We start from the raw sequence: 25,786 nt of genomic DNA, 5'->3' as shown, positions 1-25,786 counted from the left end.
CCGTCGCCGCGCTGAAGGAGCCGCAGGTTCCGGTGGGAGACGTTGATGCGTCCTCTCGGCGTGGCGAGACTGTGCTGGCCTCTGGCGCGGACGGAGATGCGTCCGGTCCAAGAGCCCGCCCACTTGCCGGCCGGCACATTGGCCCTTACGAGATCTCCGGTGACTTATCCGAAGTGCTGCTTTGACCGGGCTCGCCGCAAGCGGGGGAATCCGTAGCGGTCCGGGGTGGTACGGGCGTAGGAGCCCCGCCCCGTGGCCTTGGCGACGAGGACCTGCTGTGGGAAACGGACGATTGCGTCGCCGCTCTCGTGCTCCAGGCGGCCGACACACACCGCGTCGAGGGTGTGTGTTTTCTCCAGGCCCATGGCGCTGCGGTTCCACTTGGTGCGCCCGCCCGACCACGCGTGCACGGGCCTGTTGAGGGTGCCGAGTGCCTCCGTTAGTTGCCATCGGGTCGAGTTCATGGTGGCGGCGTCATGGAGCGGTGTCTTGACCTGCTTGAGGATCTTCGCGAGGCGCTCGGGCCGGTGGGCGAGGAAGACCTCGACGGGTGTGTTGCCCTTGGACTGGTTGCAGGGGACGCAGGCGAGGACGGGGTTGGAGATACGACTTGATCCTCCTCGGCTGCGGGGTCTGAGATGGTCGATGTTCAGGGGTACACCGGTGGCGTCGATCGCGCCCGGGTTGGTATCAGCCACTGTGGACCGCCTGGCATCGCACGGAAGCGCCCTCGGGCGGCCGCCGGTCAGGAGGTACAGGAGGTAGCGGACAACGCACCCAGACAAACGACCCAGAGGGCACGGTCGGGACCGGCGCCGCTCGTCAGGTCGTCTGCTCTGTGCGGAGCCGCCGCACGTCGCGTAGTAGCGAGTACAAGGCGCTGAGGAAGATCACGGCTCCAGCCGCGATCCAGAGGGCCGATGCGCCAGAGCGGTACTCGTGAACGGCACCCACGAGCAGCACCATGCTGGCAAGGACGCCGAAGGCCGAGATCAGAGTGCTGATGCGGTTAGCCACGTGGATATCGTCAACGATTACCTCTGCCGGCGGGAGCGATCCAAACGAATCGGCCTAGCTAGGATCCGCCCATGATCGCCGACCTGCAGTGCGTGGTGCTGGACTGCTCTGACCCTGGGAAACTCGCCGCGTTCTACCGCTCCCTGCTCGGTGGGACCGTCAATCAGCAGGACAATCGGTGGGCGCTCGGCGACGGCTGGGCGACACTGCACACACCGTCCGGACTTGTCCTTGCCTTTCAACGGGTGGCGGACTTCCTGCCGCCGGTGTGGCCCGACCCTGCCCGGCCCCAGCAGTTCCATCTCGACTTCGGTGTCGCGGACCTGGACCGAGCCGGGGAGCAGGTGCTGGCCTGCGGGGCGACGGTCTTGGACGACGGTGCGGGCGGGCGGAGCTGGCGCATCTATGCCGATCCGGCTGGGCATCCGTTCTGCCTGGTCCGTCACTGAAGACCGGGCCAGCCGCAGCGCAGGCCAGCACAACAGGCAACGCCACACAGCGACGGCCGTATTGACACCGCACTGGTCCAGACCGCACCGTGATCCGCAACACATCGCCGCCGCACGCCGCCATACCGCCCCCGAAGGGACCCCGCATGAGCGACAGCCAGCCGTCCGGTCAGTTCTTCGATGCCGCGATCGGGCTGCTGCAACGCGTGCGGGACGAGGAGGGCGAGACGATCACGGCGGCCGGGTCGCTCCTCGCGGACACCGTCGTCGCCGGTGGCCGGCTGTTCGCCTTCGGCGCCGGGCACTCCTCGCTGGCCGCGCAGGATGTCGTCTACCGCGCGGGTGGTCTGGCGCTGATGAATCTGCTGGCCGTTCCTGGGGTCGTAGGTGTCGATGTCGTCCCGGCCACCCTCGGCTCTGCCCTGGAACGGGTCGACGGTCTCGCGAGCGCCGTGCTCGACACGTCTCCGGTTCGCGAGGGCGACGCCCTGGTGATCATCTCGTTGTCCGGCCGCAACGCGCTGCCCGTGGAGATGGCCATGAGCGCCCGTGCCCTGGGTGTGAAGGTGATCGGCGTGACCTCGGTGGCGTACGCGTCGGAGACGAAGTCCCGGCACTCCTCGGGGACGTATCTGAAGGACCACTGCGACATCGTCCTCGACTCGAAGATCGCCGTCGGTGACGCGGAACTCACCCTCGACACCGTCCCGGCGCCCTTCGCCCCGGCCTCCACGGTCGTCACATCGGCCCTGCTCCAGGCGGTGCTGGCCGAAACGGCCGCCGCGCTGGCCGCCCGCGGCATCGAGCCTCCACTGCTGCGCTCCGGCAACGTCGACGGGGGCCTTGACTGGAACGAGCGGGTGATGGAGGAGTACGGGGACCGGATCTTCTATCGCCGTTAGGCGTGGCGTGGGAAGAGCCGCGGGTGGCTGTCTGTCGTCTGCGGGGCGTTGCTGGTCGCGCAGTTCAGTTCCCCGCGCCCCTGATGGCGCTGCTGCCGCCCCTGGTACCGCAACGGTGCTTGCCGTGACTGGTGGCCGGCTCGGTCGGTGGTGTGGTTATGGGTGGGGCCTTGCTGGTGTCAGGCTGTGGGCGGGTGAACTGGGTGCTCTGCATGAGCGGTTCGTGCACCGGTCCAGCCGGGAGGAGCCGCGTCAGTCGGCGCTGGCTCACATGCGGGGACTGATTGCTCCATGGCCACCACCCGGCACGACGCGGTCGTCACCTGCTGGTCCATCGATCACCCCGTCCACGACCTGCTTCCCGGCCTGCCACGGCAGAAGCGGAAACGCCGCTCGTGCGGTGACGGATCCTCATGGCCGGGGGATCTTTGACGGGGCCCGCGTCGAGGTGAGGTCCTGGCACCGCGAGGACCGTCGGCACTGGGTGATCGCCCCGCAACGTCAGCCGGCCCGAGGTGATCTCCTCCTACTTCGCCTACTGTCCGGCGACACCACCTCAGCCTCGTCGAGATCCGACGTCTGATCACCCGCCTCACGGGCCTCAAGCGCCAGTTGTCTGCGCGTCGAGACCTTGACTTCGGTCGTGGCCTGCGCGGGCAGCCGCTATCTCGGAGAGGTGGCCGGTGCTCCATGTGATGAGGGGGGTGGCGGCGTGTAGCAGGCCGGTGCCGAGCGGGGTGAGCTGGTAGGTGACATGGGGTGGCATGACCTCGTGGACGGTGCGGGTGAGGATGCCGTCACGTTCGAGGCGCCGCAGGGTAAGGGTCAGCATGCGCTGACTGACACCGTGGACAGCGCGTTTGAGTTCGTTGAAGCGACGGGGCCCGTCGCTCAGGTTGGACACGACGTAGAGGGACCACTTATCGGCCATCACGTCCAGAACCTCACGGACGTCGCACACATCCGTATGAGCAGGGGTATGACGAGCGCTCACGGTTACCTCCATGAAACCGGGCACGCAAATGTGCCTTATTGACCTCGGGACGAACCAACTACAGCATAGTTGAGCGCAGTTCTTGCAGGAACCGTACGAGGATATCCGCGGTCCCTTCTCGTCTGGAGAAACCAAATCGAGCAGTGGGTTGAGGTAGGGATGAGAATCGTTGTATTCGGTTCCGGATTTGTCGGTGGCGCTCTGGCGCAAGAATTCGTCTCGCGCCGACATGAAGTGACGGCCGTATCACGGCGCCTCAGAACGGACCTTCCGAGAGGAGTCGCCGAAAGCGTCGGCAGCGTGCACGACTCCGCCTTCCTCAAGGAGGTGGTCTCCGGGGCGGATGTACTCGTTTCGGCGCTTCCGGCCGTCGCCGGCGACGACGGACTCGACACAGGCGTGGCGGTTCTCCTCCGGTCCGCCGAGGAAACCGGGGCACGCCTCGGAGTTGTCGGTGGCTCGGCGGTTCTCCCACTGGTCGAGGGCGGACCGCGGCAGGCCGACACCCCCGGCTTTCCCGCCTGGCTCCTTCCGCGTGTCGAGGCGCACGCGCGGGCACTGTCCGTACTCGATGCGGCGCCCGAGGGTGTCGACTGGTTCTGTCTCGTCCCGGCGGCGGAATTCGGCCCTCACCAACCGGGCGTGCGGACGGGTTCCTATCGTACGAGCGCCACCGCGCAGGTCACCGACGGAGAAGGACGTTCCGTGCTCGGGGTGGAGGATTACGCGATCGCGTTCGCCGACGAAATCGACACCCCAAGCACGCATCGCGCTTGGCTCGCCATCGGCTACTAGTCAAGCGCCCGCCTGACGCGGGCCTCAGCTCGCTTCAACGCCCGTTCCTTTTCGCATTCTCGATGGTCGCGGACCGGGCTTTTCTATCCGCCATTTCTGTCATTCCGAAAATTAAGAAGGGTCAGCCAGCCATGACCGAAAAGAAGACCATTGCAGTGGTGGGGTCGACCGGGTCGCAGGGCGGCGGCCTGGTGCGCGCCGTTCTGGACGACTGGAACGGGCCGTTCACCGTGCGGGCGCTCACCCGGGACCCGGACTCGGCGAAGGCGAAGGAGTTCGCCGCGCGCGGCGCCGAGGTGGTCCGGGTGGATCTCGACGACGAGGTGAGCCTGCGTGCCGCGTTCGACGGCGCCTACGGTGCGTTCGTCGTCACCAACTTCCGGGAGCAGCTCACCCCGGAGCAGGAAGCGGCCCGCAGCCGTGCGCGGATGGAGCTGGACCAGGCCGGCAACGCGGCGCGCGCGGCCAAGGCCGCCGGGCTCAAGCACGTCGTGTGGTCGACGTTGGAGGACACCCGTCCGCACTTCGCGTTTCTCGGCAGCGACGCCCCCACCCTCGGCGACGGCTACAAGGTGCCGCACCTCGATGCCAAGAACGAAGCGAACGCGCACTTCACTGCCCTGGGTGTGCCCACGACCTTCCTGGAGACCTCGTTCTTCTACGAGATGTTCATCCTTGCCGGGCTGAGCCCGCGCCGCGGGGCGGACGGCCGGGCGGTGCTCTCCCTGCCCATGGGGGACAGCACGATGGCGCTCGTGGCCGCCGAGGACATCGGCCGTACCGCTTACGGCATCTTCCGGGCCGGAGCCCGGTTTGTCGGCCGCACGGTGGGTCTGGCCGGCACCCACGCCACAGGCGGTCAACTGGCCGAACTCTTCGCCAAGGTGCTCGGTGAGCCGGTCGCCTACCGGCCCATGACCCACGACCAGCTGCGGAATGCCGGGTTCCCGGAGGCCGATGAACTCGGCAACATGTTCCAGTTCTTCACCGAAGCCGCCGAAACGTTCGTCGGCAACCGCGATCTCAGCCTGATCCGGACGCTCAACCCGCGGCTTCGGACGCTCGAGGACTGGCTGGTCGAGCACCGCGAGCAGTTGACGTCCGCTCTCTGAGTCCCACGTCCGTTCGAACTCACCAGCCAAGGAGGACCATTCATGCCCTTTGAATTGAAAGGGAAGACCGCCCTTGTCACCGGCGCCACTGCCGGTATCGGCCGGGCTGTCGCGAGCAAGTTAGCGGCCCTTGGAGCAGCGGTCGTCGTCCATGGCCGCGATGCCGAACGAGGCTCCGCGGTGGTGGACGAGATCGGCGCAGCCGGCGGGACCGCTCGGTTCATCGCCGCGGACTTGGCCGACCCTGGTGCCGTTCACGAGCTCTCGGAAAAGGCCGGGCCGGTCGACGTGCTGGTGAACAACGCGGCCGTCTTCCGGTTCGCACCGATGAGCGAAGCCACCGCCGGCGCATTCGATCTCCACATGGCCGTCAACGTCCGCGCACCGATGCTGCTCGTCGCCGCGTTCGCACCCCCGATGGCGGAGCGTGGCTCCGGAGCAGTCATCAACATCACAACCGGCGCTGTGTCCACGCCCGCGCGCGGTGGCGGGGTCTATGTCGCTTCGAAGGTCGCTCTCGACTACCTGACGCGTGTATGGGCCGACGAACTGGGCTCCGCGGGCGTCCGCGTCAACGCTGTGGCGGCAGGCCCGACCCGTACCCGGGGCATGCAGGCACGCGGAGCCGGCCTGGCCGACACGCTCGGCAAGGCGACCACAGCGCTCCGCCGCGCCGCTGATCCTCGGGAGATCGCCGAGGTGGTCGCTTTCTTGGCTTCCCCTCGTGCCAGTTACGTCACGGGAGCGATCGTCGAAGCCCGTGGCGGGACGCCCGCGTATCCCTGAAACCCGTAGGGGCGTAGAGCGAGTCGAGGCCGGAGACCGCGTCGACCCCGCCGTACTAGTCGGAACCCTCCGGCGGCCAGTCCCCACGTACCGCCCCCGCCAGATCCAGCGCCCCCGCGATCCGCACGGCGACATCCTCCGCGTACGCCGCGTCGGGCCGTTCGAAGGCGCTGCGTCCGCCGCCGCGCAGAAATGTCACGACGCCCAGCGTCCGCCCCCGGCTGCGCAGCACCGCGCACAGCGCGTGTACGGCGTCCGGTGGCCACTGCCGGGCCAGGGCCCAGGCGCGGGCCTGCTCGGCCGGTACGGTGCCGACGCTGGCCCGCACGGAGCCGCCTCGCTGAACGCACTGCAGCGCGGGGTGCCCCTCGCCGTAGCGGATGGGCAGGCCGGCCTGGCCGGTGACCAGGCTGGGGCCGGGGGCGCCCGCGGGTGTGGTGGCGATGCGTACCAGTCGTACGGGCTCGGCGGCCTCCGCGTCGGTGATCGCGCCGCCCGCCGCGCGGTCGATCAGGGCGTGGTCGGCGAACCCGGCGAGCGCGAAGTCCAGGTGGACGGTGGCGGCCTCGGCCGGGTCCTCGCACTCGGCGGCGGCCCGTGCGGCACGGTGGAGCTGATTGCTGCGGAACCGCAGCAACGACGCCTCCTGCTCGGCCTGCTTGGCCTCCGTCACGTCGTTGAACAGCCAGCCGACGCCGAGCGGTACCGGTTCCTCGGCGAGCGGGGAGGCCAGCCGTACGAAGCCGCAGCGCCAGCACCGCCGCTTCTCGCCCTCCGGTGTGCGGACGCCGACCCAGATCTCGGCGGGCGCGGGCGGCGCGCCCTCGGCGAGCACGTGGGTGAGGGCGCTTTCGAGCTCCTCGACGCCTTGGGAGAGCAGTTCACCGAGTGGTCTGCCGAGCGCGGACGTACGCCCGATGCCCAGCGCGCGGGCCGCGTGCGCGTTCACGACGGCGGGCCGCAGGTCGGCGTCGACCAGGACGACGCCCCAGCTCGCGTCGTCGAAGAGGGCCTCGCTCAGCGCGATGGACCGCTCTAGGTCGATCTGCGTGTGCACCTCACTGAAGGCGCAGTACAGACCGGCGGGCTTTCCGTCGGGGCCGCGGACGGCCGCGGACTGGGTCCGTACGAGGACCCGGCCGCCGTCCTTGGTGAGCAGCGCGAACTCATGGACCTGGCGTCCGGGCGCGTGCATGGCGGCCATCAGCCGGGACTCGACCTCTTCGGCGTCCGCCGGCCGTACGGCCCACCCGGCGAACCCGTGCCGGCCCACGGCCTCAGTCGCGGTCCACCCGAGAATCCGCTCGGCCTCACGATTCCAGTGCGTGACGACACCGTCGGCGTCGAAGGCACACAGGGCCGCGTCCATGCCGTCCAGCAGCGCAGCCAGCAGATCGGAACCGCCCGAGCCCTCCGGACCGTCCCGTTCGGGCTCGTCCGGTCCCAGCTCGTCGGTGGTCCCACTACGCCGGGAAGCACTCACCTGGACCCCCTGCAGGCTGCGTCCGTACGTACGGCACGTCGGTTCGCTCACTAACAATCATTCAACTCGAACGTGACGCAGCACACATCGAGTTCCCACAAGATTGAGAGAATCGTTGCACGCCGGAAACTCGGCGTGAACCGCTCCTTACCGTCGGGAGGCGGCGAGCCGGAGGTCGATCCACAGGTCGTTCGCACCTGGCAGCACATACCTCTCGACCTCCACGAATCCGCGCGCCCCGGCAAACCGCACCCCGTCCTCGTTGGCGGCCAGCACGCAGGTCTCGATCACGTCGGCACCCAGCACGCGCGCGTGGGCGAGCCCTTTCTCATACAGAGCATTCCCGAACCCCCGCCGCCGATACCGGGGCAGCACCCGTGCGATCACCGTCGCGACGGCCTTCTCACCCTCGGGTGGCCGCACCGTGGAGCACCCCACGAGCTCGTCGCCGAGATACGCGTTCTCCAGGTGGTAGCGGCCACCGCGCTCCCGTACCTCGTCGAGATCCATGGCGGCGGGCGGCACGATCATGTTGTGCACATGCCGCCACTGCTCAAGCATGGCGTCGCCCGTCACCTGCTCCAGGCGGAGGTCAGGCACGGTCGCCGTCCGTGCGTGCCGCGCCCACGGACACCGAACCGCTGCGTATCGCTCGCCGCTCTGTCATGTGCGGAACGCTAGGTGACCGGGTCCCACCACGTCGAGTGTCAAGATCGCCGCTCTCGCCACGCGCAGCACACTCCTGTTCCGCGTCGCCGCAACCCCCGGTTTCACCGGCACGGCACGCTTGTCAGTGGTATCCGGCAGAATTGAAGCCAGGGCCAGCGCACAAGCCGGGAAGCTGTCGTGCTTCCGGCAGATCTCACGAGGGGCACGTATGTCCGGACTGATCGACACCACGGAGATGTATCTCCGCACCATCCTCGAGCTGGAGGAGGAAGGTGTGGTCCCCATGCGCGCCCGGATCGCCGAGCGGCTGGACCAGAGCGGACCGACGGTCAGCCAGACCGTGGCGCGGATGGAGCGGGACGGACTGGTGTCCGTCGCCAGCGACCGGCACCTGGAGCTCACGGACGAGGGCCGCCGGCTGGCGACGCGCGTGATGCGCAAGCACCGCCTCGCGGAGTGCCTGCTCGTCGACGTGATCGGGCTGGAGTGGGAGCAGGTGCACGCCGAGGCGTGTCGCTGGGAGCACGTGATGAGCGAGGCCGTGGAGCGCCGCGTGCTCGAGTTGCTGCGCCACCCCACCGAGTCGCCGTACGGCAACCCGATCCCGGGCCTGGAGGAGCTGGGCGAGAAGGACGGCGCCGATCCGTTCCTGGACGAGGGCATGGTGTCGCTGGCCGACCTGGATCCGGGGACGGAGGGCAAGACGGTCGTGGTGCGCCGTATCGGCGAGCCGATCCAGACGGACGCACAGCTGATGTACACGCTGCGCCGCGCGGGTGTGCAGCCCGGCTCGGTGGTGAGCGTGACGGAGTCGGCCGGCGGGGTGCTGGTGGGCAGTGGCGGCGAGGCGGCCGAGCTGGAGTCGGACGTCGCCTCTCACGTGTTCGTCGCCAAGCGCTGACCGGGCGCCGGGAGCCGTCGGCTTCCGGGGCTGGAGAAGTGGTCGACGGCGCTCTGGTGATCTTCTCGATTCCAGGATTCACTGCGTCGAAGCGCAGCGCTCGGACGGTTCAACGTGCGAGGCTGTCGCGTGAGGCATATGACCTGAGGGATTCTTGGCCGTGGTGCGACAGCGATGTCGTCCGGCCGGGGAGGGGGCGGGGAGGGTGTGCCGTAGAAGTGGAGAGGGCCCCGGCGCCGTGTGGCGCCGGGGCCTGTCCTCCCCTGTGCTGACCCGGAGCCCCGAGCTCTCAGGGTCATTCCCCTCGGACCGTTTTCCCCGAGCGGTCCGCCTCCCGCAGAAGATCTCCCCTCGCCGCGGGCGGTCAATCCCTGACCGAGGTCACTCGTATGAGGGGTGTTACCGGCAGACCCCGCATCATTCGAATGTGTATTCGATAGCCTGAGGGTGACACGGCATGCGGAACCTGCGCTTCACCAGTAGGCGCGGCATGTCGGCAGATGAGCGAGGGCCCCGACCGGCCCCGACAGAGAGTGGTACCACGGCAGGCAGGACACGGTTCACAGGACCGGCCGGCTCGAGCGGGAGCGAGCGGTCCGAGCGGAGCTAGGGGGTGCCAGGATCCATGGCGCGACGCATCGACGTGACCGGGGCGGGCGGCGTACGCCTGGCGGCCTGGGAGTTCGGCGACCCTCCCAAGCCCGACCCGGCGAGGGACACGACGGGGCACACCGGCCAGGCGACACCGGACCAGCCGCCCGGCCCCGGCGAACAGGACCGCTTCTCCGGCGTGCTGTTACTTCACGGCCTGATGGGCCGCGCCTCGCACTGGGCCTCCACCGCCCGCTGGCTCTCCGGACGCCATCGCGCCGTCGCGCTTGACCAGCGCGGCCACGGCCAGAGCGACAAGCCCCCGCAGGCCTCCTTCACCCGCGAGGCCTATGTCGAGGACGCCGAGGCCGCCCTCGAACAGCTCGGCCTCGGCCCGGCCGTCCTCATCGGCCATGCGATGGGCGCCCTGACCGCCTGGCAACTCGCCGCCAAGCGCCCCGATCTGGTCCGCGGAGTGATCATCTGCGATATGCGGGCCTCCGCGCTCGGCGCGGCCTCGCAGCGGGAGTGGGCCCAGTGGTTCAAGTCCTGGCCCGTTCCGTTCGCCACCCTCGCCGACGTCCGCAAGTGGTTCGGTGAGGACGACCCCTGGGTGGAGCGGCCCGTTCCGTCCCGCGGTGAGTTCTACGCCGAGGTGATGCATGAGTCGTCCGACGGTTGGCGGCCCGTCTTCGAGCCCGACCAGATGCTCAAGTCCCGGGAGACGTGGGTGTACGACGCGCACTGGGAGGAGTTGGCCCAGGTGCAGTGCCCGGCGCTTGTCGTGCGCGGGCTTGATGGGGAGTTGGGGCGGGCCGAGGCGCAGGAGATGGTGCGGGTGTTGCCTCTCGGGGAGTATGCGGAGGTGGCTGATGCCGGGCATCTTGTCCACTATGACCAGCCGGAGGGGTGGCGCGCGGCGATTGAGCCGTTTCTGAACGCGCTGTGAGCTTCGGGCGCCTTCTCGTCTGCTGGGTGCTGTTCATTGGCGACTGCGGGTTGTCTGTGGCTTGTCGCGCAGTTCCCCGCGCCCCTTAGGTGCGCTGCTCCGCCGCGTCCTTTCAGGTCCCCTCAGCCCTTGCTCACCGCCGTCAGGATCTCCGGCAGTCGGGCCGCCGTGCGCGGTGCCGCGAGCCGTAGCCCGAGCACGGTGATCGCGGCCCCGTACGCGACACCCACCGGCAGCAGCACCCACGTCCAGTCGCCGCCGTCCGCGCTCACGTTCAGCCAGATCGTCACGGCGATGACCGGAGCGCACAGCAGCGCGGCCGCGACCATGCCGCCGAAGATGGCGATCCAGGCGAGCCCGGCCTGTCCGGGGGCGACGTTCTTGTAGCCCTCCTGCGGGATGGAGTACGGGAAGCGCGCCGACGTCCACGCCCCGGTCGCCAGCATCGCGCCGAGCAGCGCGAAGGACAGGCCCAGCACCTCGGGCAGCTTGGCCCAGTCGCCGAGCAGCGCCGTCGTCAGCACGGTGACCAGCGCGGCGTACGGCAGCGTGATCACCAGCAACGCGAGGGCACGCGCGCGCAGTTCGACGTACGCATCCTTCGTGGACGAGATCGTCATCGCGACCATCCAGAACGCGGAGGTGTCCTGCCCGAACTGGTTGTACATCTGGATGCCGAGCATCCCGGCGGCGAAGCAGGCGAAGTAGATCGAGCCGGTGCCCTGGAGGGCGTTGAACACCGGCACGATCAGACCGATGGCCAGCGAAGTCACCCAGGCGGCCTTGGTCTTGGGGTCGCGCCACACATAGCGCAGGCTGCGCTCCATGACCGTGCCGGTCCGGCCGACCGGCAGGAAGCGTGACAGTCCGGTCGAGGTCCGCTCGCGGGCGGCGCCCTCGGCGCTCTGGAGGGTGGACCCGTCGGGCGCGGTCATCAGCCGGTTCAGATGCCCCGACCACTGTCGCAGCAGCAGCCACAACGCCATGGCGCTCAGGGCGAGTTGGAGGAGAGCGATCCCGTACGAGCCCTCGCTCGCGGAGTCCGCCGCCCCGATCGCCGACGCGGGCGGCACCCACTTCAGCACATCCGCGAACGGGTCGAGCTGCCCGAGCCCGGCCGAACCCAGCCGCTGCGCCCCGAAGTTGACGAGCTGCGCCCCGATGGCGATCACCAGACCACTGAGCACCGCGAGATCACGGCCCCTGCGGCTGGTCAGCAACCGGATGTTGGCGGCGGCGACGGCCCGCGCGAGGGCCACGCACACCAGCAGCGCCAGCACCACACCGACGACTCCGACGACGTACGCCACACCCCCGTGCGCCACCGCGACGACGGAACCGGCGAGCATGCACACCGTGAACAGCGGCCCGATGCCCACCAGCGAGGCCACCAGCAGCGCCCGCACGAGCGGCCCGGGACGCAGCGGCAGCATCACCAGGCGGGTGGGGTCGAGGGTCTCGTCGCCGCTGGGGAAGAACAGCGGCATCACCGCCCAGCCCAGCGCCAGTACCGCGACGAGGAGCACGACCACCGACGTGGCGTGCTCGTTGCCGCGCAGCAGGATCAGCCCGAGCAGTTGCAGCACGGCGAAGAGCAGCGTGACGACGGCGGACGCGATGTAGGCGGCCTTGCGCCCACCGGACTGCCGTAGCCCGTTGCGCAACAACGACAGCTTCAGCCGTACGACGACCGGGGTGATGTCGGCGGTCATCGCGCCCCGCCGCCCAGCCAGTCGAGATCGGACCCGGTGTTCCGCCCGTTCGCCCCCACGAGCTCCAGAAACGCCTGCTGGAGCGAGGCGGCGTCGCCCCGCACCTCGGCCAGCGGCCCGTGCGCCCGGATGCGCCCGGCGGCCATCACGGCCACCCAGTCGCACAGCGACTCCACGAGCTCCATCACATGCGAGGAGAAGACGACGGTCGCCCCGGAGCCGGTGTACCGCTCCAGCACACCCCGGATGGTCTGCGCGGACACCGGGTCGACACCCTCGAACGGCTCGTCCAGGAACAGCACTTCGGGATTGTGCAGCAGTGCCGTCGCGAGCCCGATCTTCTTCCGCATCCCGGTCGAGTAGTCGACGACCAGCTTGTGCTGGGCCCCGGCAAGATCCAGCACATCCAGCAACTGCGTGGCCCGCTTGTCCACCTCGGCACCGGGCAGCCCCCGTAACCGCCCGGTGTAACCGAGCAGTTCCCGCCCCGACAGCCGCTCGAACAGCCGCAGCCCCTCCGGCAACACCCCGATCCGCGCCTTCACCTCGACGGGGTCACGCCAAACGTCGTGCCCGACGACCTCGACCGAGCCCTGATCGGGCCGGAGCAGCCCGGTGACCATGGAGAGGGTGGTGGTTTTCCCGGCACCGTTCGGGCCGACAAGCCCGATGAACTTCCCCGCAGGCAACTCCAGATCAACCCCGGCAACAGCAACCTGCTGCCCGAACCGCTTCCAGAGCCCACGCACACTTACAGCCGACGTCATGGTGCCAACCTAAGGGGCGCGGGGAACTGCGCGACAAGCCGCGACGAACCCGCAGCCGCCGTCGGCGAATGTGAGGCAGATCAGTAGGCGCTACCGATCCCGCCCACACGCATAGGCGAGCGGCGAGATCAATTCCTCCGCATCCGGCAACCACCGATTCGCCGGCGTAGGCCGACAGGCCCACTGCACAGCCCCCCGAGACCCGAACCGCGTAGGCGGCGCAGCCACCCACGCCCCCTCCCCGAGCGCCACCAGATCCAGCGAAGCGACCGCCCACCCCAGCTTGCGCACCAGATCGGGAACCTTCACCGCGGCCCCCGGCAGCACGAAGAACTCCATCCGCCGGTCCGGAGTCAGCGTCACCGGCCCCAGCGACAGCTCCATCCGCTCCATCCGGGCCAGCGCCAGAAACCCCGCCGTCTCCGGAACGGAAATCGCGTCGAACGTACGCCCCGTCGGCAGCAGAATCGACGACGTCGGCTGCTTCTGCCACATCCGGCGCGCAACGGTCGCACTGCCCGTCGCCTGCGTCGCCCAGTCCGGCCGCGTCGGATGCGCGCCGGGCGCGGCGCACGCGACGTCGCCGCACGAGCAGCGCTGCACCCCGTCGACGGCTTCCAGCCAGGCGCCCGGGAAGACGTCCCAGTGGCGCTCCTCGGCGTAGCGAACGGCGGTGTCCAGCAGCGATTCCCCACGCTGCTGCGGAATCTGGGCGGCTTCGGTGCTCGCGATCGTCTCTTCCACGCTCATCACAACTCCCGCACCCACCTCCGGTTACGGCTGTAGCGCGCGCGGGGGAGGAGCACTGATTCCGCAACTGGGGCGCATGGGTGCATGTGTGGGGGCGCGCAGGAGGATCCATGGCCTCAGCTGGGTAGCCAGGAGTGGGGTCGGCTTCGGCCTTTACCCCGGCAATCCTCGCAAGCCTCGCATTTTCGTCATGTCGGCGGGGCATTGATCTTCACGGCCGGATTCTTTCGCTCACCGGAAGGCGTCCGGCCGGGGAAGACACATCAACTCGGTGCGTGGGCAGGCACCGCAGCCACAGGGGGTACGCCATGGCCGCAAGGCCTCTCGTCGCGCGGCAGCCGAACGAACGGCTGCAGGCGCTCATTCAAGAAGCGGGTTGCTCGAACGCCGGGCTGGCCCGCCGAGTGAACATGTGCGGTGCCGAACACGGCCTCGACCTGCGCTACGACAAGACGTCCGTCGCCCGCTGGCTGCGCGGACAGCAGCCACGTGGACGCGCTCCGGCGATCATCGCCGAGGCGCTGGGGCGCAAGCTGGGCCGTACGGTCACGATCGACGAGATCGGCATGGCCAACGGCAAGAACCTCGCCTCGGGCGTCGGCCTCCAGTTCTCGCCGACGGTACTGGGAGCCATCGAGCAGGTCTGTGAGCTGTGGCGCAGCGACGTCGGCCGGCGGGACTTCCTGTCCGGCTCCTCCGTCGCCGCGTCCGCGCTCGTGGAGCCGAGCCGGGACTGGCTGATCTCCTCGCCCGACTCGCAGGTGGCGCGCTCGGCGGGCCCGCGGGTGGGGGAGTCCGACGTGGCGGCCGTGAAGGCCATGACCCAGGCGCTGGTCGACCTGGACCACCAGTTCGGCAGCGGGCATGTGCGCCCGGTGGTCGTGCACTACCTGAACAGCGTGGTCTCCGGTCTGCTGGCGGGGTCGTACCGGGAGGCCGTGGGGCGTGAACTCTTCGCCGCGGTGGCCCGTTTGACGGAGCTGGCGGGCTACATGGCCATCGACACCGGGCAACCGGGTCTGGCCCAGCGCTACTACATCCAGGCGCTGCGGCTCGCGCAGGCGGCGGGCGACCGGGCGTACGGCGGGTATGTGCTCGCCGCGTCCATGAGCCATCTCGCCGCGCAGCTCGGGAACCCGCGGGAGATCGCGCAGTTGGCGCGGGCGGCGCAGGAGGGGGCGCGGGGTCGCGTGACCCCGCGCGCGGAGGCCATGTTCTACGCGGCCGAGGCCCGGGGGCACGCGTTGATGGGGGACGCGCGGGCCGCCCACGCGGCGTCCGGGCGTGCGGTGAACGCGCTGGAGTCGGCCGACCCGTCCTCCGGCGACGACCCGGCCTGGATCGCCCACTTCGACGAGGCCTATCTGGCCGACGAGTTGGCGCATTGCCACCGTGACCTGGGACAGGCCGAGGCGGCGGCACGGCGGGCGGAGGAGTGCCTGTCCGGGCTGCCCGAGTCGCGGGCGCGGCGCCGGGCGATCGGCTACGTCCTGCTGGCCACCGCGCAGGTCCAGCAGCGCGAGGTCGAACAGGCCGTGCATACGGGACTGAAGGCCGTGGAGCTGCTGGAGACCCTGCGCTCCAACCGGGGCGCCGAGTATCTGGAGGACTTCCAGCAGCGGCTGGAGCCGTTCCGGGACGAGCCGGTGGTAAGGGAGTTCGGGGCGCGGCTGGATGTGCAGGCGGCGGCGTGAAAGACGCGGATACGCGCGAGTGAACGGGTGGGAAACGAAGGCGCTGGTGGTGAAGGAGGGGCGTATATAGCGGATGAGGGCCCGGTTTTGTTACGGCGGTCACAGGGAAGGAGGTCAGGTCCTGTGCTGCATGGCACCGGGCTCTGGGGACCCGGTAGCGTGAGCCGACGATTCCGAAGGTCCCCCATTCGTAGGAGTCCCGGTGACGCAGAGTGGACAGGGCGAGGAGCCCTCGCCGCGGCAAGCGCGCGAAGGCATCGTGCTGCCATCGGACGGTGGCGAGCCCCTGCTGCCGGGCACGACGAACGGACAGGGCGGTCCGCAGTACGGCCGCCCCGTACCGCCGACTCCGGCCCCGCCGCCCGAGGGCCAGGCCTGGGGCACCCCCTGGGGCCCCGACCAGCACCAGCCCCCGCCCCCACCGTCGGGCCAGGGCTGGGGCTCCGGCCCCGCCGAGCCCTGGGGCTCCCCGGAGCCGTACCAGCAGCCGGCACCGCCCGCCTGGGGCACACCGGACCAGGCGAACGCCATCCCGGCCCAGCCGCAGCCGACGCAGGAGGCGGCATACGGCGGTGAGGCGCTGCCGGGATCGGGCGCGCAGCCGACGTATGCGCCGCACGAGCCCGCACCTCAGCAGTCGTACACGTCACACGCGCAGGCACCCCAGACACCGGGCGTGCAGCAGCCGTCGTACACCTCGCAAGCCCCGTCCGCCGAGGCGTCGTACACCTCTCACGCGCCGACCGCCCAGTCGTCGTACGCGCCGAACGGCCAGGCCCCGAGCGGCAGTCAGGGCCGGCATGCGGCAGGAGGCGCTCTGCCGCCCGCGGAGACCGGCGGATACGGTGCCTCCCCTTCCGGGTCGATCCAGCCGCCCACGCCCGGCTACGGCCCTCAGGCGGCCGCGCAGCCCCCGGCCGCAGCCGATGGCTACGGCAGCCCGGCCCCCGTCGCGTACGGCTCCGGTGCCGCCGCGCCTCTGCCGCCTGCCGGATCCGGCAGCTTCGGGGCGCCGTTGCCGCCCGCCGACGACGGCGCGACCCAGTACATACCGCCGGTTGCCGGTGGGGGTGCGCCCGCGTATGCCTCGCCGGACGGGGCGACGCAGTACATACCGCCCGTCGCCGCGGCGCCTTCCGGCCCCGGCGATGAGGGTGCGACGCAGTACATCCCGCCGGTGGGGCCCGGTGCGCTGCCGCCCGAGGTGCCTGCCGGGGCGGCCGGTGAGGAGACCCGCTATCTGGGGCGGGCGCAGCAGAACCCGGGCCCGTTGCCGCCGGCCAATCCCGATGCCGAGGCGACGCAGTACATCCCGCCCGTGGCGGCCGGGCAGGACCGGAAGCCGCCCGCCGAGTTCGACAGCCTCTTCCGCAGTGAGCCGGGGGCGGAGCATCCCGCCGCGGCCACCCAGCAGTTGCCCCGCTTCGAGCCGCCGCAGGCGCATGCCCAGCCCGCCTACGTCCCGCCGGGCGCCGACGACCACCGCGGGCACGGTGGCCGCGGCGGCCGTACCGGCTCGCGGGTGCCGCTCATCGCGGCCGTCGGGGTCGGCATCGCCGTCCTCGGCGTCGGCGCGGGCGCGCTGCTCGCGGGCGGTGGCGGCGACGACCAGGGCGACGACAAGAACCAGACGGTGTCCGCCACCGCCCCGGCGACCGAGGGTTCCGCCTCGCCGTCCGTCGACGCGGCCAAGCAACAGGCCGTCGCGCTGGACAAGTTGCTGGCCGACAGCGGCGACAGCCGGGCCACCGTGATCAACGCGGTCGCCGATGTGAAGACGTGCAAGAACATGGGGCAGGCGGCGGCTGACCTGCGCGACGCGGCCAAGCAGCGCGCCGGCCTGGTCACGAGCCTGTCGAAGCTGTCCGTCGACAAGCTCCCGAACCATGCCGCGCTGACCTCGGCCCTCAACAGCGCGTGGCAGGCGTCGGCGTCGGCCGACAACCACTACGCGGCGTGGGCCGACCAGGTCGCGGCCAAGAAGGGCAGCCTCTGCAAGAAGGGCCAGGCCCGCACCACCGGCCAGACCGCGGCAGGCAACACTGCGAGCGGCACCGCGACCACGCAGAAGGCCAAGGCGGCCCAGCTGTGGAACGCGATCGCCAAGACGTACGGCCTGACCCAGCGCCAGTCGACCCAGCTGTGACGGCCGGAGCCGGCCGGCTCGTGTGGGAGTGGCGCACACGAGCCGGCCGGCTCCACCGGTCAGCTCACATCCGCCCGCTTCAGCGTGTCCGTCATGTCGGTGGAGCCCTTGCGCGCCGCGACGAGCTGGCCCTTGCGTACGACCTGGAGAGTCACATCGGCGTTCACCATGCGCGGGAGGCCGATGGAGGCGAGCTTGTCCTGGAACTGCCAGCGCAGGGTCGGTGTGAGCCCGTCCGTGGAGACCTTGAGGCCGCCGTCGAGGGCCTTGCGCACGGAGTCGGCGCTCACCTCGCCGTCGCCGAGTGACTCCACGACCGCCTTGAACACGGTGTAGGCGATCCATGTGGTCTGCACGCCGACATCCCCGACGTCGATGCGGTTGTCGCCGAACGCGTGCTTGTTGATGACCTGCTTCATCTCGTCCCACCGCTTGTCGGTGGAGACCGGGTACCAGCCCGTGATGAAAGACCCCTCGTACGGCGACGAAGCACCGCCGCTCTGGTTGATCACCGACTGGTCGACGCTGCCGAGCACGGTGCCCGCCCGTACGTCGGGGTAGTCCGCGCGGGCGCGCCGGAAGGAGTCCATGAAGGTGCTGGTGCGGTCGCCGAGGGCAGGCACCACGCAGCCGGTTTCCGTCGAGTCGGCGGTCGCGTACTCGAGGGCCCGCTCGGCCGGCACCGAGTACTCGGTGGCGTCGTCCTTGGCCAGCTGGTTGCCGGCCGACGCGTGTCCGCCCGACTTCAGGCCGGAGTTGAGCATCGCGGGCAGTTCGTCACCCGCGATGGTGTCGGGCCGGACCAGGGAGACGCGTCCGCAGTTCTTGGCGAGCGCCTGCCCGAGGCCGGCCAGCAGGGCGGGCTGGCCGCCGTTGACCGGGTAGGACAGCGGGCTGGTGAACTCGGACTCGGTGAGGCCGTAGCCGCCGATGTACGGGATGCCCGCGCCCTCCAGGGGAGGGAAGAACGAGTCGGAGTACTGGCTGTAGGAGCCGACGACCGCGACGACGTTCTCCTTGACCGCGCGCCGGCCGCAGTTGGCCGCGTCCACGGTGTCGTTGTGGTCGTTGCAGATCAGGACCTTGAGCTTGTGGCCGTTGATGCCGCCGTTGGAATTGACCCAGCGCGCGTAGGCGAGGGCGAGGGCTGGCATGCCGGGCTTGTTCGTGGCGCCCGTCTCACTCGGCGCCCAGGTCATGACGGTGATGGTGTCGTCCCCGGCGCCCCCCGAGACACCGGGGACGACCCCGCAACCGACGGCGAGCGACGCACACGCGACCAGGGCCGCCGCTCTGCGAACGGTGGTTTTGACGGGTCGGGTGAGCGTGGGGAGGTTGCTCTTGCGGTGGTGGCGCCTGCCGGTCATGGACACGCACGATTCCGCCACATCGCTAACCCGGGAGTGACTCTCGGTCAACGGTGGGTGACGTAAAGGTGAATTGCGGGGGTCCCTGAGAGTCGTATGAGAAAGAACGTACGATCGGTGACCGTGCAAGGTTCGGAGAACTCTTCCCGTCGCGGCCGTCGCTCCTCCACCATGGGCGGCATGCCACTGAACGACATGCCGTGGTGGCGCTGGCGCAGCAATGTGCGCTCCGCGCTGCACATGCTCTCCGATCCGGTGTTCCAGCGAGAGGTCTGGCTCGCCGGAGTCGACGGGTACGGAGACGTCACCGACGCCGTGTACCGCCTGGTCGAGGACACCTGGCTGGACAACTGGTCCGCCGAGAAATACGTGGGCACGATCTTCCGGGACTCCCAGGAGGCGGCGCTCGTCGACACCGCCGTCCTGCGCGTGCTGCGGATCATGCACCAGGTCGGGCCGGACGCCCCGGTCTCCGCCTACGTCGAGAACCAGGCGTGGCCGGAGGCGGTACGGGCGGCCCGGGACGCGCACGTGCGCCTCTCGGTGAGTGACGGGGACGACCCTGACGCCCCTCCCCGGAGTCTTGAGGTGCTGCAGATCATGACCAGGTCCGCGTAGCGGACGGGGTCCGCCTGGGCTGGGCCGATATGGGACCCTGTCCTGCATGAACGAGCAGTCCAACCGACCCGCGGTCGCGCCCGACCAGTACGTCCTCACCCTGTCCTGCCCCGACAAGCAGGGCATCGTGCACGCCGTGTCGAGCTACCTCTTCATGACCGGCTGCAACATCGAGGACAGCCAGCAGTTCGGCGACCACGACACGGGACTGTTCTTCATGCGCGTCCACTTCTCGGCGGAGGCGCCGGTGACCGTGGACAAGCTGCGGGCGAGCTTCGCGGCGATCGGTGACGCCTTCCACATGGAGTGGCAGATCAACCGGGCCGACGAGAAGATGCGCGTCGTCCTGATGGTCAGCAAGTTCGGCCACTGCCTGAACGACCTGCTGTTCCGGGCGCGGATCGGGGCGCTGCCGGTGGAGATCGCCGCCGTGGTGTCCAACCACACCGACTTCGCCGAGCTGGTGGGCTCGTACGACATTCCCTTCCACCACATTCCGGTGACGAGGGACAACAAGCCGCAGGCCGAGGCGCAGCTGCTGGAGCTGGTGCGCGAGGAGAACGTCGAGCTGGTGGTGCTGGCCCGCTATATGCAGGTCCTCTCCGACGACCTCTGCAAGGCGCTCAGTGGCCGCATCATCAACATCCACCACTCCTTCCTGCCGAGCTTCAAGGGCGCGAAGCCGTATCACCAGGCTCATGCGAGGGGCGTGAAGCTGATCGGGGCGACCGCGCACTATGTCACCGCGGATCTCGATGAGGGGCCGATCATCGAGCAGGAGGTCGAGCGGGTGGGGCATGACGTCACGCCGGATCAGCTGGTGGCGGTGGGGCGTGATGTGGAGTGCCAGGCGCTGGCGCGGGCGGTGAAGTGGCATGCGGAGCGGAGGATTCTGCTCAATGGGCGACGGACGGTTGTGTTCGCCTAGGAGCTCGGGGGTTCGGTTTCAGGGGCGGCTGCGGGTAGTCGTGGGCTGGTCGCGCAGTTCCCCGGGCCCCTAAAGGGGCGTCCACTGCACGTACTCAAGGGGCGCGGGGAACTGCGCGAACAACCCCCACACACCCGCAGCCGCCCACGAAGCCCCAACCAGCCCCTACATCCGGCTCAAGCTCGCCGCAGCAAACAGCACATCCCTGATCGCCTCCCGGTCCCCCACCTGCCCCGCCGCAGCCTCCTGCGGCGACACATGACCCGCCGCCAACCGGCAGAACTCCACCCCGTCCAGCGCGACATGGGCGACCTCATGCTCGGCGGAGCCCACGGCCCCCAGTGAATCCAGCGGAATCAACCACTCCCCGCCGCCCAGCCCCTCGATCTCCAGCCGCAGGCTGCGGCCGGGCTCGCCCACCGGAACCAGATGCCGGCGGCCGTCACGGCGACGTGCGGCCAGCACCGCCGGCAACATCCGCGCCGCGAGGTCGATCATGCCGTGCAGATGACGCGGCGCGGGCGGCTCGTACGGGTAGTCCACCGCCTCGGCGATGTCCTCCGCGTGGACCCAGCACTCGAACGCCCGGTCCAGCATCGCGTCCCGCAGCGGCAGCTCGAACGCGCCGTACGACACCGGAAGCGAGCCGGAGCTGCTGCCGGTGAAGGACACGGTCCGCACGAGGTCATGGCTCTGCTCCCGCCAGGGACCCCGCACGGACCGGGTGGGCGGGAAGTGGGAGGCCGCCCAGTACGCCTCCGTGCGCTCGGCGGGGGTGGGTGCCGCGGACGGGATGTCGCCCAGGGGGTCGTCCAGGCCGAGGGCGAGCGCGACGAGGCCGTCGACGGTGAGCAGGTGCGCGATGACCCCGGCGACGGTCGTACGCCGGGTCGTCTCCTCGTCGGCCTCGAACCACCGCAGCCGCACGGGCGCGTGCCACTCGGCGTCCCCTATGTCCTGCAGCAGCGCGTCGAGACGGGCGGTCTCGGCGTCGTACGGACCGGCCCACTCGGGCACCGGGATGCGCGGTGGCCGCCGGTCGAAGGAGACCGTCAGGACGCGGGTGCGCAGGCCCGGGTCGAGGTCGAGGCTCTCCGCGGGGTGCAGCAGTCCGACGGCCTCCCGCAGCCGCAGCGCCTCGTCGGCGCAGGTGCCGCAGTCGCCGAGGTGGTCCTCGACGGCCGCCGTCTCCTCCGGTGAGCAGGCGGCCAGCGCCCACGCGCCGAGCAGCGCCTTCAGGACGTGGTGCTCCAGCGTCAGCGGGGCTGGCCGCGGCGCCAGGTCGCCCAGTTCCTCCAGCGACGGCAGCGGCCGTCCGTTGTCCTCTACGGAGGAGCGCGGCAGGGGTATGCGGGGCGGGTGGCCGGGCTCCTGCCCACGGCCGGGGTCCTCTCCGCCGCCGTTGCCCGGGCCGCCGGGCTCGGTCACCTCCGGGCGGCCCTCGTCGTCCGGGATGCCGTGCTGCTCCTTGTCGTCGCCGGGGCCGTCGTAGCCGCCGTACCCGGCGTCGCCGTATCCCTCGTGGTCGTCGAACGCCTCGAACCGCTCAGGCCCGGTCACACGGCACCCCCGTAGCCCGGCGGCGCCCCGGGGGCGCCGGCGTCATGGGCGGTGGACAGGAGTTGCAGGCCGAGGCGTAGGCGGCGGCGGGCCTCGTCCTCGGTGACGCCGAGGTCGGCGGCGGTCTGGCGGTAGTCGCGGCGCTGGAAGTAGGCCAGCTCCAGAGCGGTGCGCAGGGGGACGGGCATGGCCTGGACGATGTAGTCGGCGCGGGCGGCGACGGAGGCCTGGCGGACCTTGCGCTCCAGGTCCTCGGTGGAGCCGCCGCCCTGGGTGAGGGCGGCGGTCTCGGTGGCGCGCAGCCGCTGCACGGCCAGGCGGTGGGTCAGCGTGGCGACCCAGGAGCGCAGCGGGCCCTGCTTGGGGTCGTACGCCTCCGGATGCTGCCAGACATGGGCGAACACGTCGCTGGTGATGCCGTCGGCCGCGTGCTCGTCGCCGAGGACGCGGTGGGCGAGGCCGTGCACGAGCGAAGCGAAACGGTCGTACAGCTCACCGAGGGCCGCCGCCTCTCCGCGTGCGAGCCGCTGCTGCATCTTGCGGTCCCAGCGGGGCGGTGCGTCCTTCTTCGCCATACGGCCCCCTCACCCTGCTCTTCTCCGGTCCGGCCCGCGTCCACCGTCATCTCGAATGTAGTCGGCGCCTCTGACAACGCACGCCCCTTTGTGGCAATGGGCGCTCCCCGCGGAGGCGCAGGTGGTAGTGGACCTTCCCGGCCCGTTCCGGCCCTTGTGTCATCGCGTGCCTACCCACTCCCGGGGCGACCAGACTCGATCGAACAGGATCGAATACGACTGAAACAAGCCTCTTCTGATTGGTTTCCGTTTCCAGTACCTGGTTTCGGGGAACGGCCGCTGGGCAGCCGCGCTGCAAGGAAGCGTAGGTGGGGCTTCCGTTTCCGGCGAGCGAAGGGCTTGGTGGTGGCGTTCTACGTGACCGGCGACAAGCAGGGCGAGTGGGCCGTGCTCCAAGTGTCGGGCGAGCTGGACCTGGTGACGTCGCCCGTGCTGCGTCAGCGGGTGCACGATGTGGTGGCCGAGGGTCGGCACAGTCTCGTCCTCGACCTCTCCGAGGTGCTGTTCTGCGATTCCAGCGGCGTCGGCGTGCTCATAGCCTCCCGCCGCCTCATCCGCTCCTGCCAGGGCAGCCTGCGCCTGATACTGCCCGCTCAGGGGGCTGTGGACGGCTCCCACGTCAACAGGGTGCTCGGCGCCCTCGGCGTACGCCGCCTGTTCGAGGTGTACCCGGACGTGGCGGCGGCGGTCGACGAGGGGACCGAACCGCTCTCGGCGTGACCCGCCGCTACCGGACCTCCGCACTCGGTGCACGTCACACCGCCGCTCTGCCACGTCGTTGTCGCAAAATTAGCCCGGTCTTGGCACAAGCGACGTTTTCCGCGCCAAGGCCGCCCCGGGCGTCGTACGCTCCGTGCCAGTACGCACCCCACGTGACGTAAGGCGGCACGAAGAGACATGGTCAGCAGCGAGTACGAGCGCAGGATCGCCGCCCGGTTCGCCACCTTCGACCAGGACGGCAACGGCTACATCGACCGTGAGGACTTCAGCGCGGCGGCCAAGAGGCTGCTCGCGGAGTTCGGTACGGCGGCCCGCTCCGACAAGGGACAGGCCCTGTACGGCGGAGCCGAGGCGTTCTGGCAGGGCATGGCCGGCATAGCGGACCGGGACGGCGACCAGCGGATCTCCCGGGACGAGTTCGTCGGCGGCGCGGTCAAGCGCCTGCGCGACAACCCGGACCGGTTCGCCGAGATCGCCCGCCCCTTCCTGCATGCCGCGCTCGACCTCGCCGACCGGGACGGCGACGGTGCGGCCACCGTCGGTGACACCGCGCGCGTGCTCACCGCTCTCGGCGTGAGCCAGGACGTGGCCGCGACGGCCACCGCCACCCTCGACACCGACGGCGACGGCAAGATCGGCGAGGCGGAGATCGTCTCTTCCTTCGCCCGCTATTTCACCGTGCCCGAATGACGTCACCTGTCTGAGTCGTCATCTGTCTGAATAGCGCTCGCGCAGCTTGTACTTGAGCACCTTCCGCAGAGTCTCGTTGCGCGGAAGGGCGTCGACCACTTCGAGCCGCTCCGGCAGCTTGTGCACCGACAGCCCTTCCGCGCGCAGGTACGAGGACACCGCCTCCAAGGTCAACTCCCCGGCGCCCGGCGGCTGTTCCACCACCGCGCACACCCGCTCCCCGCGCTCGGCGTCCGGCAGCCCGATCACGGCCACGTCCCCGACGTCCGGGTGCCGGTGCAGCAGATCCTCGATCTCCTTGGCGGAGATGTTCTCGCCCTTGCGGATGATCACGTCCTTCAGCCGCCCCGTCAGCACCAGATGCCCGCTGTCGGTGAGCCGCCCGAGGTCACCGGTCCTGAGGAACCCCTCCCCGTCGAACGCCTCCGCCGTCTGCGCCGGATCCAGATACCCCCGGCACACCGCCTCCCCGCGCAGCCGCACCTCCCCGTCCACGATCCGAATCTCCATGCCTTCCGGTGGCCGCCCCTCGGTCGTCGCCAGGTTCTCCACCGTGTCGTCCGGCGCCCCCATCGTGATCATCGGCACCTCGGTCATGCCGTACCCATGGGTGAGCTGCACGCCCATCTCGCGCACGACGGCGTGATAGACCTCCGGCGGCTTCGGCGCCCCACCGCCCGCGAGCAGCCGCAGGCTCGGAATGAGCTTTTCCTCCGGCTGCTTGCGCTGCTCGGCGAGGAACATCGAGTAGAACGCCGTCGACCCGCCCGCCACCGTCACCCCGTGCTTGCGATACCCCTCCAGCGCGTCCGGCAGCGCGAACTGCTCGAACATCACCGCCGGGAAGCCGTACAGCAGGAGCATGACGGTGTAGTCGGGGCCGGCGATGTGCGCGTATGGAAAGGCCATCGAGCCCACGTCGCTCGCCGACAGGTGCAGCGCGTGCGCGAGGCACGACCCGCCCGCGATGAGTGAACGGTCCGTGTGGAGAACGCCCTTGGGGTCGGAGGTGGTTCCCGAGGTCCAGTAGATCCACCGGACGGAGGTGCCGTCGGTGGGCGGGGCGGGCAGTACGGCCGGGTCGCCGTCGGGGAGACCGTCGTACGCCTCGAAGATCCCCCTGGCGCCGAGCCGCCGCGCCATCTCCGTGTGGTCGAAGCCGCGCCAGGTGCCCGGCACCGCGAAGAACTCCGCCTTCGACTCGCGCAGGGCGAAGCCGACTTCGCGGTCCCGGTAGAACGGGATGACCGGCGACTGTACGGCGCCCAGGCGGGCCAGCGCGAAGGACAGCAGGGCGGTCTCGATGCGGGTGGGCAGCTGCCAGGCGACGACCGTGCCGGGGCGTATGCCCATGGCGTGGAGGCCGGCCGCCACCCGCTCGGCACGGTCATGCAGCTCACCGAAGGTGAGCGTGCGGTCGTCCTGGAGGAGGACGGGGTGGTCGGGGGTCAGTTCGGCACGGCGTGTGACCAGTTCCCAGAGCGTGCGCGAGGAACCCAGGGCGTGTGCGGTGTCGTTCACGACGACCCCCTTGGCTGACGGTGTGTCAGATCGTGCGGAGAGCGTAGGGCTCGATGCCTTGTCGGTCCAGGGGTGCGGGGCTAGCCTGCT

The 25,786-nt window shown here is 70.1% G+C and carries 25 protein-coding genes and 1 pseudogene; 14 read left to right on the top strand and 12 right to left on the bottom strand.

Features of this window, described 5'->3' with window-relative positions; translation table 11 throughout:
* Positions 1-164: 164 nt before the first annotated feature.
* Both ACTWQO_RS25635 and ACTWQO_RS25630 read right to left on the bottom strand, forming a co-directional pair.
* Complete coding sequence (locus tag ACTWQO_RS25635; protein ID WP_443239702.1) at positions 165-698, bottom strand: HNH endonuclease; 534 nt, start codon at positions 696-698, stop codon at positions 165-167.
* Between the two features lie 124 nt (positions 699-822).
* Positions 823-1,017, bottom strand: a complete 195-nt coding sequence (locus ACTWQO_RS25630; protein ID WP_443239701.1) for a hypothetical protein — start codon at positions 1,015-1,017, stop codon at positions 823-825.
* 71 nt (positions 1,018-1,088) lie between these two features.
* Between ACTWQO_RS25630 and ACTWQO_RS25625 the strand changes: the two genes are divergently transcribed.
* From ACTWQO_RS25625 to ACTWQO_RS25615, 3 genes and pseudogenes are all read left to right on the top strand, one after another.
* Complete coding sequence (locus ACTWQO_RS25625) at positions 1,089-1,466, top strand: VOC family protein (RefSeq protein WP_443239700.1); 378 nt, start codon at positions 1,089-1,091, stop codon at positions 1,464-1,466.
* Between the two features lie 146 nt (positions 1,467-1,612).
* Positions 1,613-2,368: an SIS domain-containing protein gene (locus tag ACTWQO_RS25620; protein WP_443239699.1), complete on the top strand. Its 756-nt coding sequence runs from the start codon at positions 1,613-1,615 to the stop codon at positions 2,366-2,368.
* A gap of 291 nt (positions 2,369-2,659) precedes the next feature.
* Positions 2,660-2,916, top strand: a pseudogene (locus ACTWQO_RS25615) (IS701 family transposase); the annotation flags it as partial.
* A gap of 53 nt (positions 2,917-2,969) precedes the next feature.
* Here the strand turns inward: ACTWQO_RS25615 and ACTWQO_RS25610 are convergent.
* Complete coding sequence (locus ACTWQO_RS25610) at positions 2,970-3,374, bottom strand: winged helix-turn-helix transcriptional regulator (protein WP_443239716.1); 405 nt, start codon at positions 3,372-3,374, stop codon at positions 2,970-2,972.
* A gap of 147 nt (positions 3,375-3,521) precedes the next feature.
* On the opposite strand from ACTWQO_RS25610, the gene ACTWQO_RS25605 reads away from it, so the two are divergent.
* From ACTWQO_RS25605 to ACTWQO_RS25595, 3 genes are all read left to right on the top strand, one after another.
* Positions 3,522-4,157: an NAD(P)-dependent oxidoreductase gene (locus tag ACTWQO_RS25605; protein WP_443239715.1), complete on the top strand. Its 636-nt coding sequence runs from the start codon at positions 3,522-3,524 to the stop codon at positions 4,155-4,157.
* Between the two features lie 131 nt (positions 4,158-4,288).
* Entirely contained in the window at positions 4,289-5,269 is a 981-nt protein-coding gene (locus tag ACTWQO_RS25600; RefSeq protein ID WP_443239698.1) for an NmrA/HSCARG family protein, read from the top strand.
* A 42-nt stretch (positions 5,270-5,311) separates the two neighbouring features.
* Entirely contained in the window at positions 5,312-6,055 is a 744-nt protein-coding gene (locus ACTWQO_RS25595) for an SDR family NAD(P)-dependent oxidoreductase (RefSeq protein ID WP_443239697.1), read from the top strand.
* Between the two features lie 55 nt (positions 6,056-6,110).
* Here the strand turns inward: ACTWQO_RS25595 and ACTWQO_RS25590 are convergent, their stop codons facing one another.
* Both ACTWQO_RS25590 and ACTWQO_RS25585 read right to left on the bottom strand, forming a co-directional pair.
* Entirely contained in the window at positions 6,111-7,538 is a 1,428-nt protein-coding gene (locus ACTWQO_RS25590) for a PAS domain-containing protein (RefSeq protein WP_443239696.1), read from the bottom strand.
* A 147-nt stretch (positions 7,539-7,685) separates the two neighbouring features.
* Positions 7,686-8,099: a GNAT family N-acetyltransferase gene (locus tag ACTWQO_RS25585; RefSeq protein ID WP_443239714.1), complete on the bottom strand. Its 414-nt coding sequence runs from the start codon at positions 8,097-8,099 to the stop codon at positions 7,686-7,688.
* 316 nt (positions 8,100-8,415) lie between these two features.
* Here ACTWQO_RS25585 and ACTWQO_RS25580 point away from each other — a divergent pair, with 316 nt between their 5' ends.
* Entirely contained in the window at positions 8,416-9,108 is a 693-nt protein-coding gene (locus tag ACTWQO_RS25580) for a metal-dependent transcriptional regulator (RefSeq protein WP_133912046.1), read from the top strand.
* A gap of 625 nt (positions 9,109-9,733) precedes the next feature.
* Entirely contained in the window at positions 9,734-10,648 is a 915-nt protein-coding gene (locus ACTWQO_RS25575) for an alpha/beta fold hydrolase (protein WP_443239695.1), read from the top strand.
* Positions 10,649-10,770: 122 nt separating this feature from the next.
* Here the strand turns inward: ACTWQO_RS25575 and ACTWQO_RS25570 are convergent, their stop codons facing one another.
* The 3 genes from ACTWQO_RS25570 to ACTWQO_RS25560 form a co-directional block, all read right to left on the bottom strand.
* Positions 10,771-12,360: a transporter gene (locus tag ACTWQO_RS25570; RefSeq protein WP_443239694.1), complete on the bottom strand. Its 1,590-nt coding sequence runs from the start codon at positions 12,358-12,360 to the stop codon at positions 10,771-10,773.
* A complete protein-coding gene (locus ACTWQO_RS25565) occupies positions 12,357-13,127 on the bottom strand; it encodes an ABC transporter ATP-binding protein (RefSeq protein WP_443239693.1) in 771 nt (256 codons plus the stop codon). Before ACTWQO_RS25565 ends, ACTWQO_RS25570 begins: the two co-directional genes overlap by 4 nt.
* 90 nt (positions 13,128-13,217) lie before the next feature.
* Positions 13,218-13,880: a bifunctional DNA primase/polymerase gene (locus tag ACTWQO_RS25560; protein WP_443239692.1), complete on the bottom strand. Its 663-nt coding sequence runs from the start codon at positions 13,878-13,880 to the stop codon at positions 13,218-13,220.
* A 305-nt stretch (positions 13,881-14,185) separates the two neighbouring features.
* Between ACTWQO_RS25560 and ACTWQO_RS25555 the strand changes: the two genes are divergently transcribed.
* A complete protein-coding gene (locus ACTWQO_RS25555) occupies positions 14,186-15,571 on the top strand; it encodes a transcriptional regulator (RefSeq protein ID WP_443239691.1) in 1,386 nt (461 codons plus the stop codon).
* 202 nt (positions 15,572-15,773) lie between these two features.
* Complete coding sequence (locus tag ACTWQO_RS25550) at positions 15,774-17,717, top strand: hypothetical protein (RefSeq protein WP_443239690.1); 1,944 nt, start codon at positions 15,774-15,776, stop codon at positions 17,715-17,717.
* A 59-nt stretch (positions 17,718-17,776) separates the two neighbouring features.
* Here the strand turns inward: ACTWQO_RS25550 and ACTWQO_RS25545 are convergent, their stop codons facing one another.
* On the bottom strand, positions 17,777-19,084 hold the full coding sequence (locus ACTWQO_RS25545) for an ABC transporter substrate-binding protein (protein WP_443239689.1): 1,308 nt from the start codon (positions 19,082-19,084) through the stop codon (positions 17,777-17,779).
* A gap of 117 nt (positions 19,085-19,201) precedes the next feature.
* Between ACTWQO_RS25545 and ACTWQO_RS25540 the strand changes: the two genes are divergently transcribed.
* Together ACTWQO_RS25540 and purU are read left to right on the top strand one after the other, a co-directional pair.
* Positions 19,202-19,702, top strand: a complete 501-nt coding sequence (locus ACTWQO_RS25540) for an SCO4402 family protein (RefSeq protein ID WP_443239688.1) — start codon at positions 19,202-19,204, stop codon at positions 19,700-19,702.
* Positions 19,703-19,748: 46 nt separating this feature from the next.
* Positions 19,749-20,630, top strand: coding sequence for a formyltetrahydrofolate deformylase (gene purU / locus ACTWQO_RS25535; RefSeq protein WP_443239687.1), 882 nt, complete (start codon positions 19,749-19,751; stop codon positions 20,628-20,630).
* A 165-nt stretch (positions 20,631-20,795) separates the two neighbouring features.
* Here the strand turns inward: purU and ACTWQO_RS25530 are convergent, their stop codons facing one another.
* Both ACTWQO_RS25530 and ACTWQO_RS25525 read right to left on the bottom strand, forming a co-directional pair.
* Positions 20,796-22,190 carry an MDMPI N domain containing protein gene (locus tag ACTWQO_RS25530; RefSeq protein ID WP_443239686.1) on the bottom strand — a complete coding sequence of 465 codons (1,395 nt, stop codon included), beginning with the start codon at positions 22,188-22,190 and terminating at the stop codon, positions 20,796-20,798.
* Positions 22,187-22,765: a sigma-70 family RNA polymerase sigma factor gene (locus tag ACTWQO_RS25525; protein WP_443239685.1), complete on the bottom strand. Its 579-nt coding sequence runs from the start codon at positions 22,763-22,765 to the stop codon at positions 22,187-22,189. Before ACTWQO_RS25525 ends, ACTWQO_RS25530 begins: the two co-directional genes overlap by 4 nt.
* A gap of 339 nt (positions 22,766-23,104) precedes the next feature.
* Here ACTWQO_RS25525 and ACTWQO_RS25520 point away from each other — a divergent pair, with 339 nt between their 5' ends.
* Both ACTWQO_RS25520 and ACTWQO_RS25515 read left to right on the top strand, forming a co-directional pair.
* Positions 23,105-23,485: an STAS domain-containing protein gene (locus ACTWQO_RS25520; RefSeq protein ID WP_443239684.1), complete on the top strand. Its 381-nt coding sequence runs from the start codon at positions 23,105-23,107 to the stop codon at positions 23,483-23,485.
* A gap of 177 nt (positions 23,486-23,662) precedes the next feature.
* Entirely contained in the window at positions 23,663-24,175 is a 513-nt protein-coding gene (locus ACTWQO_RS25515; RefSeq protein ID WP_443239683.1) for an EF-hand domain-containing protein, read from the top strand.
* 18 nt (positions 24,176-24,193) lie between these two features.
* On the opposite strand, the gene ACTWQO_RS25510 is transcribed toward ACTWQO_RS25515, so the two are convergent.
* On the bottom strand, positions 24,194-25,696 hold the full coding sequence (locus ACTWQO_RS25510) for a class I adenylate-forming enzyme family protein (protein ID WP_443239682.1): 1,503 nt from the start codon (positions 25,694-25,696) through the stop codon (positions 24,194-24,196).
* Positions 25,697-25,786 lie beyond the last annotated feature (90 nt).

Source organism: Streptomyces sp. 4N124 (genome assembly GCF_052245395.1).
GTDB lineage: Bacteria > Actinomycetota > Actinomycetes > Streptomycetales > Streptomycetaceae > Streptomyces.
The sequence above is the reverse complement of the archived record's forward strand: the minus strand, read 5'-3'. Positions and strand labels throughout refer to the sequence as shown.